17 protein-coding genes are annotated in these 15,687 nt (G+C 72.8%); 6 read left to right on the forward strand and 11 right to left on the reverse strand.

Annotated features, from left to right (window positions below):
* Positions 1–12: 12 nt before the first annotated feature.
* Positions 13–2,085, reverse strand: a complete 2,073-nt coding sequence (locus tag BJ981_RS36785) for an ATP-binding protein (RefSeq protein ID WP_184618109.1) — start codon at positions 2,083–2,085, stop codon at positions 13–15.
* 54 nt (positions 2,086–2,139) lie between these two features.
* The gene (gene vanY-N, locus BJ981_RS36790; RefSeq protein WP_184618110.1) at positions 2,140–2,712 is read right to left on the reverse strand and encodes a D,D-peptidase/D,D-carboxypeptidase VanY-N; all 573 of its coding nucleotides are present in this window, start codon (positions 2,710–2,712) and stop codon (positions 2,140–2,142) included.
* 191 nt (positions 2,713–2,903) lie between these two features.
* Here vanY-N and BJ981_RS36795 point away from each other — a divergent pair, with 191 nt between their 5' ends.
* From BJ981_RS36795 to BJ981_RS36805, 3 genes are read left to right on the forward strand one after another with little or no spacing between them, the layout of a single operon-like run.
* Positions 2,904–3,578 carry a response regulator gene (locus BJ981_RS36795; RefSeq protein ID WP_184618111.1) on the forward strand — a complete coding sequence of 225 codons (675 nt, stop codon included), beginning with the start codon at positions 2,904–2,906 and terminating at the stop codon, positions 3,576–3,578.
* 7 nt (positions 3,579–3,585) lie between these two features.
* Entirely contained in the window at positions 3,586–5,061 is a 1,476-nt protein-coding gene (locus BJ981_RS36800; protein WP_184618112.1) for an ATP-binding protein, read from the forward strand.
* Positions 5,058–5,552: a hypothetical protein gene (locus BJ981_RS36805; protein ID WP_184618113.1), complete on the forward strand. Its 495-nt coding sequence runs from the start codon at positions 5,058–5,060 to the stop codon at positions 5,550–5,552. Before BJ981_RS36800 ends, BJ981_RS36805 begins: the two co-directional genes overlap by 4 nt.
* Positions 5,553–5,571: 19 nt before the next feature.
* Here the strand turns inward: BJ981_RS36805 and BJ981_RS36810 are convergent, their stop codons facing one another.
* Positions 5,572–6,309 carry a TetR/AcrR family transcriptional regulator gene (locus tag BJ981_RS36810; protein ID WP_184618114.1) on the reverse strand — a complete coding sequence of 246 codons (738 nt, stop codon included), beginning with the start codon at positions 6,307–6,309 and terminating at the stop codon, positions 5,572–5,574.
* A gap of 52 nt (positions 6,310–6,361) precedes the next feature.
* On the opposite strand from BJ981_RS36810, the gene BJ981_RS36815 reads away from it, so the two are divergent.
* Both BJ981_RS36815 and BJ981_RS36820 read left to right on the forward strand, forming a co-directional pair.
* On the forward strand, positions 6,362–7,564 hold the full coding sequence (locus tag BJ981_RS36815; RefSeq protein WP_184618115.1) for an FAD-dependent monooxygenase: 1,203 nt from the start codon (positions 6,362–6,364) through the stop codon (positions 7,562–7,564).
* 479 nt (positions 7,565–8,043) lie between these two features.
* Positions 8,044–8,454 (forward strand): hypothetical protein, encoded by a 411-nt coding sequence (locus tag BJ981_RS36820; protein ID WP_184618116.1) that lies wholly within the window; start codon positions 8,044–8,046, stop codon positions 8,452–8,454.
* On the opposite strand, the gene BJ981_RS36825 is transcribed toward BJ981_RS36820, so the two are convergent.
* The 8 genes from BJ981_RS36825 to BJ981_RS36865 all read right to left on the reverse strand — a co-directional run bounded on the left by BJ981_RS36825 (position 8,437) and on the right by BJ981_RS36865 (position 14,420).
* Positions 8,437–9,288 carry a putative protein N(5)-glutamine methyltransferase gene (locus BJ981_RS36825; protein ID WP_239139088.1) on the reverse strand — a complete coding sequence of 284 codons (852 nt, stop codon included), beginning with the start codon at positions 9,286–9,288 and terminating at the stop codon, positions 8,437–8,439. The genes BJ981_RS36820 and BJ981_RS36825 overlap by 18 nt on opposite strands.
* Positions 9,289–9,531: 243 nt before the next feature.
* Entirely contained in the window at positions 9,532–10,113 is a 582-nt protein-coding gene (locus BJ981_RS36830; RefSeq protein ID WP_184618118.1) for a TIGR03086 family metal-binding protein, read from the reverse strand.
* A gap of 9 nt (positions 10,114–10,122) precedes the next feature.
* A complete protein-coding gene (locus BJ981_RS38900) occupies positions 10,123–11,019 on the reverse strand; it encodes an SRPBCC domain-containing protein (protein WP_239139089.1) in 897 nt (298 codons plus the stop codon).
* On the reverse strand, positions 11,003–11,353 hold the full coding sequence (locus BJ981_RS36845) for an ArsR/SmtB family transcription factor (protein WP_184618119.1): 351 nt from the start codon (positions 11,351–11,353) through the stop codon (positions 11,003–11,005). Before BJ981_RS36845 ends, BJ981_RS38900 begins: the two co-directional genes overlap by 17 nt.
* A gap of 71 nt (positions 11,354–11,424) precedes the next feature.
* Positions 11,425–11,652 (reverse strand): hypothetical protein, encoded by a 228-nt coding sequence (locus tag BJ981_RS36850; RefSeq protein WP_184618120.1) that lies wholly within the window; start codon positions 11,650–11,652, stop codon positions 11,425–11,427.
* Positions 11,653–11,846: 194 nt separating this feature from the next.
* Positions 11,847–12,662 carry an SAM-dependent methyltransferase gene (locus BJ981_RS36855; RefSeq protein ID WP_184618121.1) on the reverse strand — a complete coding sequence of 272 codons (816 nt, stop codon included), beginning with the start codon at positions 12,660–12,662 and terminating at the stop codon, positions 11,847–11,849.
* Positions 12,663–13,201: 539 nt separating this feature from the next.
* On the reverse strand, positions 13,202–13,636 hold the full coding sequence (locus BJ981_RS36860; protein ID WP_184618122.1) for a pyridoxamine 5'-phosphate oxidase family protein: 435 nt from the start codon (positions 13,634–13,636) through the stop codon (positions 13,202–13,204).
* A gap of 226 nt (positions 13,637–13,862) precedes the next feature.
* The gene (locus BJ981_RS36865; RefSeq protein WP_204070114.1) at positions 13,863–14,420 is read right to left on the reverse strand and encodes a hypothetical protein; all 558 of its coding nucleotides are present in this window, start codon (positions 14,418–14,420) and stop codon (positions 13,863–13,865) included.
* A gap of 175 nt (positions 14,421–14,595) precedes the next feature.
* Here BJ981_RS36865 and BJ981_RS36870 point away from each other — a divergent pair.
* A partial coding sequence (locus tag BJ981_RS36870) for an NAD(P)/FAD-dependent oxidoreductase (protein ID WP_311745969.1) occupies positions 14,596–15,687 on the forward strand: 1,092 nt, incomplete at its 3' end.

Consider the following 15,687-nt stretch of genomic DNA (forward strand, 5'->3'; position numbering starts at 1 on the left):
CGATGGGGCGGCTCAGGTGGATCGGGGGGCAGTCGGCGCGCCGGTGCCGTACAGCTCCCGGTGCCACAGGTCGGCGCAGACGCGTTCGATGCCGGCCGTCAGATGGCGGCGGTAGGTGGTGAAAGGGAGGCCGAGTCGTTCCGCGGCCAGCTCCTGGGTGGGCGCGCCGTGGAGGAACGTGACGGAAAGCGCCCGGTGGGACTTGACCGAGCGCGGATCCGCACGCAGGTCGTCGATCGCCTGGCGGAGCAGGTCGCCCAGTGCCGTGGCCGGGTTCCGCCCGTCCCGCTCGGCGATCAGCCTGGTGCGCGTCAGCGGGGAGGCGGCCAGCGCGTCCGGCCGCGACAGCCGGCGCAACGCCTTGCGCACCGCCTCGGTGAACTTCTCCTGGGACAGCACCGCCAGCTCCGCCGTCGCGGCACTCGGGCCGCCGGCGGGCCCCGCGACGAGCGGCCGGTTCATCCGCTCCAGCCACGCCCGCGCGGGCACCGCGCGCCAGTCATGAACGAACAGGCCGTAGGCGTCATCCGCCGGCCGCGCGGAGATGTCACGCATCCCGTAGCGCGGTAAACGCTCCATCCACGCGTGGTTCGGATGCCGTATCTCGATATATGACCATGCCATCCGCTCGGACCGCAGGCAATCGCCGATCGCCCGCCACTGGATCAGATCCATCAGCGGCGAGTCGCCGCGGTACCGCGGCGGCGCCCACAGCCGGGCGACCGCCAGATGTTCACCGGCGCGCAACGGCGTGGTGGCACGCGCGTGCGCCCACGCCATGGCCACGATGGGATCGGCCGTCAGCTCCTCCTCGGCGAGGTCCGCCAACCGCAGCCACGCGGAGAACGCCACGGGCTCGCCCGTCGCGGCCCGCCGATACAGCCGGAACGCCTCCGGCCGGCGTTCCGCCCAGAAGGCGGCGCACGCCGCGGACGCCGCGCCGTCCGTGGCCGCCGCGCCCTCCGTGCCTTCCGCCGCCGTCGCCACCCGGAGCAGCGTCCCGAGGTCGTCCTCGCGCAGCGGCTCCTCCTGGAACCCGTCCTCGTCGTGGCGGCCGTGGAACCCGGCCGGCGCTTCCCTGTCGCGGTGCAGGTAGAACAGCGCCGCCACCGCGCCGGGCACCTCCGCGTCGTTCGCCGTGCGCACCTTCTCCGCCAGGTGCGCGTGGACGCGGCCGTGCATCGCCGCGTACCCCTCGGGGTCCCGCCATCGCAGGTCCGTCTCCAGCGCCTCCCGCACCACGTCGTGCGGAAACAGCCCGCGACCGCCCGACTCCACGAACGGCAACCGCCGCAGCCACCGGAACAACGTCCCGGCGTCCTCCGGCGAGGCGGCGCGCAGCAGGTCCTCCGTCGTCGCGTACGCGTGCGCGCAGATCTCCAGGGCGTGCCGATGCGCCGCCGTGGGCGGCTCGCCCACCAGCTGATCCAGCAACGTGGCCACCATGTCCTGACTCGGCGACCAGCGCCCACCGTCCTTCGCCGCCACGGCCGCCCCCAGCAGCAGCGCCAGCGGATGACCACCGGCGAAGGCCAGCAGCGGCGCGCACGATTCGGCCGGCACCCCGGAGAAGTCCAGCAGGGCCCGCGCGTCTCCGGCCCGCAGGCCGCGCAGCGGCAGCACCTCCAGGGTCCCCGCCCATCCCGGATCCGCCCGCCACCGCAGGTCCGGCGGGTTCCGCCCCGCGATCACCACCAGCGCCCCCATGGGCGCCCGCGGCAGGAACCGCTCGCGCAGCCATCCCTCCAGGCCCTGGATTCGTTCGACGCCGTCGATCAGAAGCACCGCGTCCGCGTCGCGGAGCACCGGTTCGGCCTCGGACGCCGCCGGCGACGGCTCCAGCGTGCTCCCGTCCACCAGGGTCGCCGGCCGCCCCGCCACCGCGGCCTCGTGCGCGAATCGCCGCAACAGGGCCGACTTGCCGATGCCGCCGGGACCGTGCACGTACAGAACGCCGCGGCCGTCGCCGCGCAACGCCGCGCCGAAAACGGCGAGCTCTTCCTCCCGCCCCACGAAGGCCATCTCGCGCGCTGCTCGCAGGCGCCATCCCAGCGACCCGGACTTGTTCGTGCTTCCCACTGACATACCCCTAACCCCTGGTCGGACGTCCCGTCGGTCATGGATGGACCCGATCCGGGGCTATGGCCGGTCCCCGTACTCGCTCACGTAGCGCACGCCGGGGTGAGGTCGTCGTCGTGGGGGCGTGCCGCCGCTGTCCGGGCGGTGCTCGAAGTGCCACCACTCGTTGTCGTACATGCGGTAGAGGTCGTAGCGGGCGCCGTGTTCCTCCAGCCAGCGCGCGCCCTCGTGGGGGCGCACGTCCAGCGCGATGCCCCTGACGTGGGGGGATTCCGCCGGTGGCAGCACGAGCATTCGCGCCAGGGCCGGGGAGCCGGAACGGCGCACCTCCTCGTCGAACATCCGTTGCTGGACGAGGGGAGAGCGGTATCCCGAGGTGAGGCCGATGAGCTGGCCGTGACGCCAGAGCGCCTCGGTGCGCGCCGCGGTGAACGCCGCGAGGGCGCCGTCGGTGAGCCCGGTGAGGTCCTCGGCGGGGAATCGCATCCGTAACGCCCAGCGGCCGGCCAGTTCGCGGGCGCCGCGGGGACGGCGGGCGAACGCCGCGGGCAGCAGGAGCACGGCGAGCACCAGCGTGGCCGCGGCGAACAACCGGTCCCGGGGCCGGGACGGGATGGTACGTGGCTCGTTCATGACGAACCACGATCGGCGCCGAATGTGCGCGCGTTATCCGCTGCATGTCATGGTTTATCGACGGCGGCCACGGTGGGCGCCATCGTGACACGACCATGACATGGTGCGGACGAGGCGGGGACACGTCCGGTCGACAGTGGATGGGGTCGACCGGCGGGCGAGTGACGGAGCGTGCGGTGAAACTCGGCAGCGTGGCGCGAGTGTTGTTGATCGAGGACGACCCTGCCGTGCGGGAGGGCCTCGAGCTGGCCCTGACCCGGCACGGGCACCGGGTGCGCGCGGTGGGCTCCGGCGAGCAGGGGCTGGAGCGGCTGCGCGCCGACCTTCCCGACGTCGTCGTGCTCGATCTGATGTTGCCCGGCATGGACGGGTTCGAGGTCTGCCGCCGCATCCGGGCCACCGGTGACGTGCCGATCATCATGCTGACCGCGCGCGGCGACGACATCGACGTGGTGGCCGGGTTGGAGGCGGGCGCCGACGACTACGTGGTCAAGCCGGCGCAGCCCAGGGTGCTGGAGGCGCGCATTCGCGCGGTGCTCCGGCGGGTCGGCCGGGACCAGGCGGAGCTGGAGCGGTATGGGGACCTGACCATCGATCGGGCCGGGCTGGTGGTCTCCCACCGCGGCGTGCCGGTCGGCCTCGCCCCGACCGAGTTGCGCCTGCTGCTCGAGCTCTCCGGCACGCCGGGCCGGGTGCACACCCGCCAGCAGTTGCTGGAGTCGGTGTGGGAGCACGGGTACTTCGGCGACTCGCGCCTCGTGGACGCGTGCGTGCAGCGGTTGCGGGCGAAGATCGAGGACGACTCGGCGGCGCCCGTCTACGTGCAGACGGTACGCGGGTTCGGGTACCGGTTCGGGCCGGTGTGAGGCGCCGGTGACACCTCGGCCGAGCCTGGGGCTGCGTGCCCGGCTGTTGTTCGCGTTCGCGCTGCTGTGCGTGGTCACCGCGGCGGCGGTGACCGGCGGGATCTACGTCGAGGCCCGCAACGCCATCCTGCAGCGGACCCAGGACGCCGCGGTGCAGACGATGAGAAGCCGCCTGCAGGCGCTCTACCCGTTGGGGAATCCGGCGCCGGGCCCGCGCGAGCTCGGCATGATCGCCGGCGCCGTGACCGACGGGAACGACGACGCGGTCGCCATCTACCACGGGACGCGCTCGCTGGCCGGCCGCGACCGGCCATGCCTGCCTCTGCTCAGGCAATGCCGTCATGGCCTGGAGCCCGAGATGATTCCCCAGGGGCTGCGGCGGATGGTGGCCGACGGCGACATCGCGTGGCAACGCGTGGTGTGGCAGGACGAGCCCCTCCTGATCATCGGCACACCGTTGATGATCACCGAGGGGGACCGGCCGACGCGGGCGTCCGGCATCGAGGTCTACATCGCGCACAGCCTGGATTCCGAGCAGCGCAGCATAGACGATCTCACCGCGGTCGCCTGGCGCAACGGCGGGGCGGCCCTGGCGTTCGCGGTCGTCCTCGCGTTGCTCGCCACCCGTGGCGTGCTGGGCCCGGTGCGCGAGCTCGGCCGGGCGGCGCGCCTGCTGGGCCAGGGCGAGATGCGGACCAGGATCGCGGTCCGCGGCTCCGACGAGCTGGCCGACGTGGCGCGCACGTTCAACGACACCGCCGCGGAGCTGGAACGGCACGTCGAGCAGCTCCGCGCGATGGAGGCCGACGCCCGCCGGTTCGTGGCCGACGTGTCCCACGAGCTGCGCACCCCGCTGGCCGCGCTCACCGCGGTCGCCGACGTCCTGGACGAGGAGGCGGCCGGGCTGCCCGAGCCCGCCGGCAGGGCCGCCCGGCTGGTCAGCCAGGAGACGCTCAACCTCACCGGGCTGGTGAACGACCTCATCGAGATCAGCAGGTTCGACTCCGGCGTCGCGGCCCTCGCGCTGAACGACATCGACGTGGCCGAGCTGGTGCGCGCGACCCTGCGTACGCGGGGCTGGTCGGAGGAGGTGCGCACCGAGCTTCCCCCCGGGGTGACGGCACGGCTGGACCCGCGCCGCGTGGACGTCGTCCTCGCGAACATGGTCGGCAACGCCCTGCGGCACGGCGAGCCACCGGTGTCGGTGCGGCTCTCCGCCGACCCGCACTGGATCGCCTTCGAGGTCCGCGACCACGGGCCGGGGCTGGACGAGGCGGTGCTGCCGCACGTGTTCGACCGGTTCTACAAGGCCAGCGCGGCCAGGGCCAGGTCCGAGGGCAGCGGCCTCGGCCTCGCCATCGCGCGGGAGAACGCGCGCCTGCACCGAGGCGACCTCACCGTCGCCAACGCCCCCGACGGCGGCGCCGTGTTCACGCTGCGCCTGCCACGCCGGGCGCACGAACCGGACGGAGGCCCCGAATGAGGACCGGGCTCACCCGCCGCGCGCTCGCCGCGGGTCTCATATCGCTCGTCGCCGTGGCCGGCTGCGGCGTGCAACCCAGCGACGCCATCCGCGCCGGCGACCCGCCGAACGGACCCGTCGCGCCGACCATCGCACCAGACCTGAAGATCACCCTCTACCTGGTGAGGAACGGCCGTCTCAGGGTGGTGACGCGCCCCGGTGGCCGGCTGTCCCAAGCGGACACGCTCGCGCTGCTGGCCGCCGGCCCCAGCGCGACGGAACAGGCGGACGGACTGACCACCGACGTCCCGCCCGAAGCCGGCCCGTTCTCGGTGACCGCCGAGCCGGCCGGCCGTCTGAAGGTGACCCAGTCCATTCCGGCCGGCGAGCTGTCCCCACTGGCCGTCGCCCAGATCGTGTGCACCGCCGCCGCCACGGCGCCGCAAAGCCGTGCCGAGATCACCGTCGTCGGCGACGGGCAGAGCGTCGGCCCGTGGAACTGCCCGGGGTGACGGCGGCGCGTGGGACCGCTCACCTGTTCGTGGCGCGGATCAGCGCGTCCACCCCGTCCAGGATTCGGGCGAGCCCGAACCGGTAGTCCAGCCGTCGTTCGCCCGGCGGCGTGTCCGCTGGGTAGTCGTAGGCACCGGCGTCGATCGCGGCGCGCAGCGCCGGGAGGCGCCGCCCGTCGACCAGCCCGTGCAGCAGCGTGTTGTAGGCGGCGATCGACTCCCCGGAGGCGGCCGGACCGAGGTCGGCGTTCAGCCGCGCCATGGTGTGCATGTGACTGGCGACCAGCAGCACCACCCCGGCCTTGTCGGCTTCGGCGAGCCCGGTGCCCCGCAGTGCGCGCAGGGCGCGGTCGCTCCACGCCAGCTGGTTGGGCGTGATCGGCGGCCCGGTGATCGGCAGGCGCACGGTCCAGGGGTGGGCGTGCAGCATCTCCCACTGCGCGTGGCACCAGCGCTCCAGGCACGGGCGCCACCCGTCACAGGGCTCGTCCAGCGCGGGGGGCAGGGCCGCGACCCGGTCCAGCATCAGCAGCAGCAGCTCGTTCTTGCTCTTGACGTGCCGGTAGAGCGACATCGTGGTGAAGCCCAGCCGCTCGGCCACCCGGGCCATCGACACGGCGTCGAGTCCGTCGGTGTCGGCCAGCTCCACCGCCGCCCCGATGACGCGGGACAGGGTCAGCCGGTTTCGCGTCTCAGGTTCGGGCTCGTCGAGGCGGGCCCACAGCTCGCCGAGCCCTGCCGGCAGTTGTTCTCTCATCGCTCCGCCTCACTCTTGCCTCCCTTCGAAGTGTATGCCATACAGTCAGTGTATGACGTACACATCACTGATCGTGGGCGGCGGCATCGCCGGCACGCTGAGCGCGATCGCGCTTCGCAAGGCGGGCATCGGGTCGGTCATCTACGAGGCCTACGATCGCGACGCCGACAACGTGGGCGCCTTCCTGACACTCGCGGTGAACGCGCTCGACGCCTTACGCACCCTCGGCGTAGACGTCCGCGAGATCGGCTTCGAGACGCCGAAAATGGCCCTCACCAGCGGCTCCGGCAAGAAGCTCGGCGAACTCCAGTACGGCGCCCCCCTGCAGGACGGCACCGTCAGCAGGACCGTCAAGCGCGCCGACCTCTACCGGCTGCTGCGCGAGCACGCCGTACGGCGAGGCGTGCGGATCGAGTACGGCAAGCGGCTCGTCGAGGCCGAGAGCGGGGGCGGCGCGGTGCTGGCGCGTTTCGCCGACGGCAGCACGGCCGAGGGCGACCTGCTGATCGGCGCGGACGGGCTGTGGTCACGCACCCGCGAGATCATCGACCCGCATGCCCCCGGCGTCCGCTACTCCGGGCTGCTCAACACCGGCGGCTACGCGCGCGGCGTCTGCACGGGCGCCGAGCCGGGCGTGATGTGCGCCGTCTTCGGCAGGCACGCCTTCTTCCTGCACCTCACCCATCCGGACGGCGAGGTCTGGTGGGCGGCGAACCCGGCCAGGAAAGCCGAGCCCACCCCCGCCGAGCTGAGCGCGATCAGCCCGCAGGAATGGCGAGCCCACCTGCTCGACCTGTTCCGGCACGACCACGGCCCCGCCACCGACCTCATCGCGGCCTCCGGCAAGATCTTCGCCGCCTGGAAGACCTATGACGTCCCGGCCGTACCCCGGTGGCACCGCGACCGGATGATCATCATCGGGGACGCCGCCCACGCCACCGCCCCCTCCATCGGGCAGGGCGCGGGGATGGCCATCGAGGACACCGTCGTCTTGGCCAAGTGCCTTCGTGACAGCCCCGGCGTCACCGCCGCCTTCACCGCCTACGAACGGCTTCGCCGCGAGCGCGTGGAACGGGTCGTCGCCCAGGGCAACAGCACCGGCGCCTGGAAGGGACTCGGGCCCGTGGCCCGTATCCCCCGTGACCTCATCATGGCGGCGGCGCTGAAGCGTATGGCCCGCAGGGGCGAGGACCCGAGCCGCTGGATCTACGACTACCGCATCGACTGGGACCAATCGGTCCACACCGGCTCCTGACGGCATGATCCTCGCGCCGGCCGGTAGTGCGGGTGTCGATGGTGATGTCATGCTCGGCGTCTGGTCTTTCCATGAGCAGGAGGTCAGACGTGACTCCGGTCGGCCCCTCGGCCCCCGAATCGAAGGACACCGCACGACCGGCTCAGCAAGCCCGGACATCCCTGTACAAACGCATTCACTGGGAGATGGTGAGCGCCCTGGCGGGCATCGCCGGATTGATCGTCGCTCTCGTCGCGCTTCGGACGGGTGGAGGGGGAGATCCTGAACCCGCGCCACCGACGCCTACGCCGGCCGTGACGGTGACCGGCTCGATTCCCGGCACCGCGTCGGCGACGCCCACTTCCGGCCCTCCTTCCCGAACACCGGAGCCGACGGCCGACGAGAACACTCCGAGAGGGCGGACCGACGAGGACCCGCCGACCCCATCGGCTCAGACGGCGGAGGACCCGCCGACGAGGCGGGTGGGGTCGGCGTGCGTCATGACGCCGCGCGAGTGCCGCCTGGAGAAGATGCTCGGTTCGGCGGACCTGAGGGACTGCCGGCCCGCCGCTCGTCCTCCGGCCGGCGCGGTGGCCGCACTCGACTGCGCGGCCGTCCGCTCCGGTCCCGTTCACGATCCGATGATCGTGCTGTTCGACACCGACACCGACGCCGAGACGTGGGTGGACTCGTACTGGTGGGCCCTGCACGACGGCCGGGCAGGAGACTGCGCCACCGGGGCCGAGTACAAAGGCACCTGGATGAGGGGCAGGCTGCTCTGCACCATGAACGGGCCGTACTACGCCATGTCCTGGACGTACAAGGGCCGGTCCGTGGCCATGACCGCCGAGGCCTGGACCCCACGCCCGCTGTACGCCTGGTGGCAGGGCCTTTCACCCTTGAGGGACTGAGCCCGCGGGACCCGTCGATGACGGGGTGGCAGGCGTTGTGACGATGACGACGGTGGCGTCCGCCTCGTCGGAGACGGCCACGCGGGCGTGCAGGCCGTGGCGGTCCGCGGTCTCGACGAGGTGGGGGGCCTGCCGTTCGCTGGTCTCGACCAGCAGGTGGCCGCTGGGGGTCAGCCAGGGCGGGGCCTCGGCGATCACGCGTCTGAGGATGTCCAGGCCGTCGGCGCCGCCGTCCAGGGCGGTCAACGGCTCGTGGTCGCGCGCCTCGGACGGCAGCAGCGCCACCGCGGCGGTGGGGACGTACGGCGCGTTGGCGGCGAGGAGGTCGACGCGGCCCCGCAGCGTGGCGGGCAGCGGCTCGTACAGGTCGCCCTCGTACACCCGGGCGCCCAGGGCGGCGAGGTTGCGGCGGGCGCACCGGACGGCGGCCGGGTCGAGGTCGGAGGCGTGCAGTTCCACGGGTCCGAGGGCCGCGGCCAGCGCGGCGCCGACCGCCCCCGTTCCGCAGCACAGGTCGACCACGACCGGCCGGGCGTGGAGCGGGGCGACGGCGAGGGCCTGGTCGGCCCGGGCGCGCGGCGGGGTGACGGCGAGGGCTTGGTCGACGAGGAACTCGGTGCGGCGGCGGGGCACGAAGACCCCCGGGTCGACGGCGACGCGCAGGCCGTGGAACCCGGCCCAGCCGAGGACGTGTTCCAGGGGCTCCCCGGACACGCGGCGTTCCACCATGGCGGCGAGACCGGCGGGGGTTCCGGCCGCGGAGACGAGCAGCCGCGCCTCGTCCTCGGCGAAGACGCACCCGGCGGCGCGCAGCGTGCTCACGACGTCTGACATGGACAAGGAAGGTGAGAGCGACATGAAGGTCCTAACGGAGTGCCGTGGGCGCTCCGCAGGTCACCTAACCCCGGTGGACCCCACGGCCGTGCGGCGAGAGCACCCTGCCCGATCTGGCGGTAATGGGTCTCACCTCCCCGGTAGGTCCGTCGTAGGACAGGCAGATTACCCCACCGCGCCGCGCCCGCGCATCCCGGCCCCGCCCGGTGACGGCCGCCGGCGGGGCCGGGACGCGGCGCGTGGTCAGCGGGGGTCGCGGCCGCCGAACGCGGCGAGGCGGTCGTACAGCGGGGCGTCCTCGGGGACCTCGACCCGCGGGCCGATGTGGCCGCCGTCCGCCTCGTCGGCGCGGTGCTCCGGCGTGAGGTTGGCCAGCCCCCACGCCAGGGCCGCCTCGCCGAGCTCGGGGTCGAGGTCGGTGGGCCGGCCGGTGGCCTTGGCGATGTCCCAGGCGTGGACCACCAGCTCGGTGATGTGCTGGCCGACGGCCCACTCGGCGGGGATCTCCCCGAAGGGCAGGCGGTGCGGCCGTTCCCGCGCGCCGGGGCCGTGCCAGGCGGCGAGCAGTTCCCTCGCCGCCGCCCGGTAGGCGCCGTGCCGGTCGTCGCCGATCAGGTCGGTGCCCTGGTGGTCGCGTCTGCCTCCGGCCGTGACGGCGGCGAACCGGCGCACCTCGTCCACGACATGGTCGACCAGGGCGCGCACGTCCCATGATCGGCAGGGGGTCGGCAGCCCGGCCTCCTCGGGGCGGATGCCCGCGATGAGGGCCCCGGTCTGGTCGAGCGCGCGCCCGAGCAGGGCGATCTGGTCTTCTGACGCGGCCATGTCCGTCCTTCAGCCGGGGAAGTGGATGCGCTGCTGGAGGACCCAGCCGTTGCCGTCCGGGTCGCTGAAGTAGGCGTGCGAGACCGTGGGCTTGCCGGGCGCGGTGAGGTCCTCGACCTCGCTGACCTCCACGCCGCGCCCGGTCAGCTCGGCGCGGGCGGCGTGGATGTCGGGGACGACCAGGGTGAGGCCCTGCACGGACCCGGGCTCGGTGGCGACGATGCCGGTGCCGACGACGATCGAGCAGGCCGAGCCGGGCGGGGTGAGCTGCAGCACGCGGAAGTCCTCGCCGATCCGGTGGTCGTGGTCGACGGTGAAGCCGGCCATCTCGCCGTAGAAGTGCTTGGCCCTGTCCACGTCGGTGACGGGGAGCGGAACGGCTTCCAGCTTCCAATCCACGGTGGTCTTCCCTTCGGACGAGCCCGCGCGAGCGCGCAGGCGTTCTTCGAGACGGTTCAAACCCTCGGACATGCCCGCGCGCATGCCGGTGCCGAGCACCGCGTCGCGGACGTCCCTGGAGGGGTAGAGAGCCGTGCAGGTCATGGTCGTGACGCCGTCCTGTTCGTTCAGGACGAGCGTGTTGAGCACCTCGGGCCCCTCGTCCCACGACTCGGTGGTGACCAGGCGGCCGGGCGGGTCGATCACGCGGTAGACGCCGCTGATGCCCATCTCGGCGCCGTCCGGGCCGCTCCAGGCGAAGCGGTACCCACCTCCGGGGCGCAGGTCGATCTCGCATACCCGCATGGTCCACGCCTTCGGCCCCATCCAGTGCGGGATGTGCTCGGGGCTGGTCCACGCGTCGAACACGAGCCGCCGCGGCGCGTCCAGCACGCGGGTGACGACGATCTCGCGGTCCGACGGCGTGGTGAAGGTCGTGCCGCCGCCGAGCCTATGCGCGATGTCCATCGTCGTCCTCCCGCCCCTGCAGGCGCCGCAGGTAGTCGTCCAGCCGGTCGTGGCTCTCGTCCCAGAAGCGCCGGTAGGTCGCGGCCCACTCGGCGACGGCCTTCAGCGGCGCCGCCTCCAGCGTGCAGGGACGCCACTGGGCCTCGCGGCCGCGGGCGATGAGCCCGGCGCGTTCGAGCACGCGCAGGTGCTTGGACACGGCGGGACCGCTCATCGCGAACGGCGACGAGAGCTCTTTGACCGTCGCGGGGCCCTGCGCGAGGCGGGCGAGGATCGCGCGCCGCGTCGGGTCGGCGAGCGCGGCGAAGGTGACGCTCAGGGTGTCCGTTGCCATCTCCATCCAACCACTCGGTTATCTAACCGATAGGTTAAATACAGGAGGACCCGAACCGTTGTCAAACCGCGTCACCGTCCGGCGTGCTCGGCGGCCACGACCACGACGACGCCGAGGGCGGCCAGCGACAGGTTCGCGAAGATCTCGTGGCCGGCCAGAAGGTCCACGCGCGGGATGACGACCCGGTTGAAGAAGTTGAGCACGATGCCGAAGAACGGCTGGACGAAGACGTGGTCCAGGAAGCCGCTCACGCCTTCGAGGACCAGGAAGATCCCCAGGAACTGGATGGGTTTGCGCATGTCACCGACGCTAGGAGCGGGCGGCCCCGGCGGGCATCGGGCATCGGGAGGCTCCACCGCGACCGACGTCGCCCCTCCCCCGCCCGGCCGAGACGAAAGTCGCGGGCGCCCGCGACCTCCGTCTCGGCCGGTCCGGCCCGTCTCGGTCCTCGCCGGCCCGATTCACGGGTGGCGTGTCCTGTCGTGACGGGATGTCAGGGCTTGCGGCCCACGCCGCAGAACTGCGACACCTCGGGCGGCTCGCCGAACGGCGTCGGCTCGGGCCGCCACCGGGAGCAGGACACGACGCCGGGCTCCAGCAGCTCGAGGCCGTCGAAGAACACTTCGAGCTCGCGCGCCGAGCGGGCGACGATCGGGGTGCCGCCCCGCCTCATGACCTCCCGCATGGACTCGTGCATGGCCTCGCCGTGGACCTCGGCGGTCGGGTGCCCGATGGCCAGGAAGCTGCCGGACGGCAGGGCGTCGAGCAGTTCGAGCACGATCGACCTGGCCTCCTCGTCGTCCACGATGTGGTTCAGGATGCCGAGCAGCATGAGGGCCGTCGGACGGGAGAAGTCCAGGGTCGCGGCGGCGGCGTCGAGGAGGCGCCGGGTGTCGCGCACGTCGGCGTCGATGTAGTCGCAGACGCCCTCCGGACTGCTGACCAGCAGCGCGCGGGCGTGCACCAGCACCAGGGGATCGTTGTCGACGTAGACGACGCGCGACTCCGGGGCGAAGCGCTGGGCGACCTCGTGGGTGTTGTCGGCCGTGGGTAAGCCGGTGCCGATGTCGAGGAACTGCCGGATCCCCTCCTCGGCCACCAGGTACCGGACGACCCGGGTCAGGAACGCGCGGTCGGCGCGGGCCGAGTCGATGATCCCAGGGATCATGCGTTCGACGATGTCGCCGGCCTCGCGGTCGGCCGGGTAATTGTCCTTTCCACCGAGCCAGTAATTCCAGATGCGCGCGGAATGCGGCAGGTCGGTTCTGAGGTCGTTCGAGGGGCGGTGTCCGGCGGGGATCTCGCTCATGTCGGTCCGTTTCTAAGCGACTGGCACCATATGACAGCGAAAGAGCTAGCCTTCCGGCTCTCGTTATATGGCGGGACACGCCGGGATGCACTCGGCCGTGAGGAAACCGCCGCCGGATCGTTCCCTCGACACGCGTCCTGGCACCGCGACACGGACCCCGATCCCGACCGGGCGCGGCGGGTCGCGGCGTCACCGGACGGGCCGGCGGACCTGCCGCCGCGAGCGCCGGGCGGCTCGCGCCGGGGGCCCTGCCTGTTATTCGTGCCCGGACGCGAGCCCGGATGATCGTCATGCCGAACGGATATAACGATCGGTAGATATCTCGTTACATATTGTCATGGGGCTGATAATGCGGCACGCTGCCAGAATCCCTCTGATCGCTCCCGGCACCGGCGGGAAAGCGAGGGAATGGCACCTTCCGACAGGCAAGCGCGCCATGTCCCGCCCTGACGCCATTCCCGCTCGGTGCCGGGTCAGAAACGACCACGCCGGCGGTTTCGCCGCGATCGCGCCCGGCCACCCGGCACCGGGGCACGGGACTATGAACGGACGATGCGGCGGCCGGTGATCTGGACAGGGGTGATGCGGATGTACAGCCGCCGCTCCCCGCCCGCCCACGGTTCCACGGCGGCGGCCTTGGCGGCGGTGAGCTCCTCCTCCGAGGAGATCCGGTGCGCGGCGCCCTGGATGAGCACGCTCCAGCCCTGGCGGGACGCCGGGTCGATGTGGTCCACCTCGAAGGCGATCTTGAACTCCACGCCGCGGACACCGGTGTCGAGCTGCTGGTCCATCGGCCCGCCGAACGCGGTGCGGAACAGCACGGAGCCCTGGTGGACCGTGTAGTTGACCGGGAGTATCAGCGGGCCCGAGGGCGCGCCGAACCCGACCCGGCCCACACCTCCCGGCGAGATCAGCGTCAAGCACTCCTCCGCGCCGATCTCTTCCGGCATCGGCGCTCCGGCGCGGTCCTCCATGGCACTTCCCTTCCCTGACGTTCCCGCGGAATCGGCCCCGGTCCGAGCCCGCCCGAGCCGGGCGCCGCCGTCCCCGCCGGACGACCTCGGCGGCGCCCCTCCCCCGCGGGCCGCACTCCCGAGATCCACTCCAACGCCACGCTACCCCTGTCACGCCCCGCTCAAGCGTTCCAGATCCTCCATGGTGAAGACCTGGGAGATCACGCCCAGGCGGAGCCGTTGGCGGTCAGAACTTACCCTCGAGGAGCACGACGCGGTGGCCTGCCAGGCGGCGGGTGAGCTCGGCGACGAACTCCGGCCGTAGTGGTGGCCAGTTCCAGAAGGTGAAGCCGAGATGGCCGAACGCGAAGTGGTCATCGGCCCATATCCAGGAGGCCGGCTCGACCGGCCGGGCGCAGGCCGGGCAGGGGATGACGACGTCGCGTCCCTCGCGCCAGCCGTCCACGACCTCGTGGAAGGGGTCCCACGCCGTGTGCACCAGCGCGAAGTTCTCATCGACGAGCTCGATCCTCACCGAGCAGTGCGGGCAGGTCACCGCCATGGGCTCCCCCTGCCCCGCGTCGAACACGGTGCGGCCGGCGGCGACGTCCAGGCCGTTGAACCACACGTCCTGCCAGGGCAGGCTCCAGCCCGAGACGTCCACCACCTCGTCGGCGCGCGGACCCGGCGGAAACCCGAGATGACCGCCCAGCACACACGGTTTACGCTCGGCCGACACGATCCCCGACGAGGTCAGCCAATCCCGGACCTCCGCCGCCAGCGCGTCCGCCTTCTCCGGCGACACCTGGACATCCACGATCGTCTGAAACCAATCCCCATCGAACCCTCCCCGCGTCGAAGAACGTCGCGAACTCTACAACCGGCCACCGACAAAGCCTTGCCACCGCACGGCCCCTCTTCCGGTCCCTGTGCCCCGCCGGTCGGGCATCGGGCGGGCGGGGCATGGCAGGCTGATCCGTGTGGGCGACGGGTGGGATCTGATCATCGTCGGGGGTGGTCCCGCGGGGGCCGCGGCGGCGCTGGGCGCCAAGCGCGTGCGGCCGGACGCGCGGGTGCTTTTGCTCGACAAATCCGACTTTCCCCGGGACAAGGCGTGCGGGGACGGCATCGCCGCGCACGGCCGCGACGAACTGGCCCTGCTCGGCGTCCCCGGCCTCATCGACGACCACCGCCCCGTCCCGCACCTGGAGGTGATCTCCCCCGGCGGGGCCCGCGTCCGCGCCACCGTCGCCCGGCCGAACCACGTCGTCCCCCGCATGGTCTTCGACGCCCGGCTGGTCGAGGCCGCCAGGCGACGCGGCGTCGAGGTGCGCCGCCACCACGTCCGCGACCTGACCTTCGCCGGCGGGCACGTCCTGCTGTCCGGGGGCGCGCTGCGCGGGCGGGTGGTCGTGGGCGCCGACGGCGCGAACTCCGCCGTGCGCCGCCTGATCGGGCTGCCCGCCGCCCCGCCGCGGCACACCGCCATCGCCGTCCGCGGGTACGCCGACGTGCCGGCCGGCGACGACGTCCAGCACATCGCCATGCAGGCCGAGGGCTGGCCCGCGTACGCGTGGTCGTTCCCCATCGGGGACGGAACCGCCAACGTCGGGTTCGGCATGCTGCTGCCCCGCCTGCGCGCGACCGGGCTGCCCGGCAGGCAGGTGTTGCACGGCCGCCTCGCCGAACTGCTCCCCCACCTGCCCGCGCGGAACCTGCGCGCCCACCATCTGCCCCTGTCGCCGGGGCGGCCGAAGCCCGGGGCGGGCCGCGTGCTGCTCGCCGGGGACGCCGCCGGCCTGATCAACCCCTTGACGGGGGAGGGCATCTACTACGCGCTGCTGTCGGGACGGCTCGCGGGCCAGGCGGCCGTCGAGGCGGACGGCGACCCGCTGCGCGCGTACCGGCGCAAGCTGCGCGAGGCGCTCGGACGGCACCTGCGCACCACCGACCTGCTGGCGCGCGCCGCGCAGTCGCCCGGCTTCATCGACGCGGCCATCGCCACCGCCGCCCGCCGCCGCGAGGTGTTCGACCTGCTCGTCGACGTGGGCCTCGGGGCGGGGACCGTGCCG

The organism is Sphaerisporangium krabiense, assembly GCF_014200435.1.
GTDB classification, from domain to species: domain Bacteria; phylum Actinomycetota; class Actinomycetes; order Streptosporangiales; family Streptosporangiaceae; genus Sphaerisporangium; species Sphaerisporangium krabiense.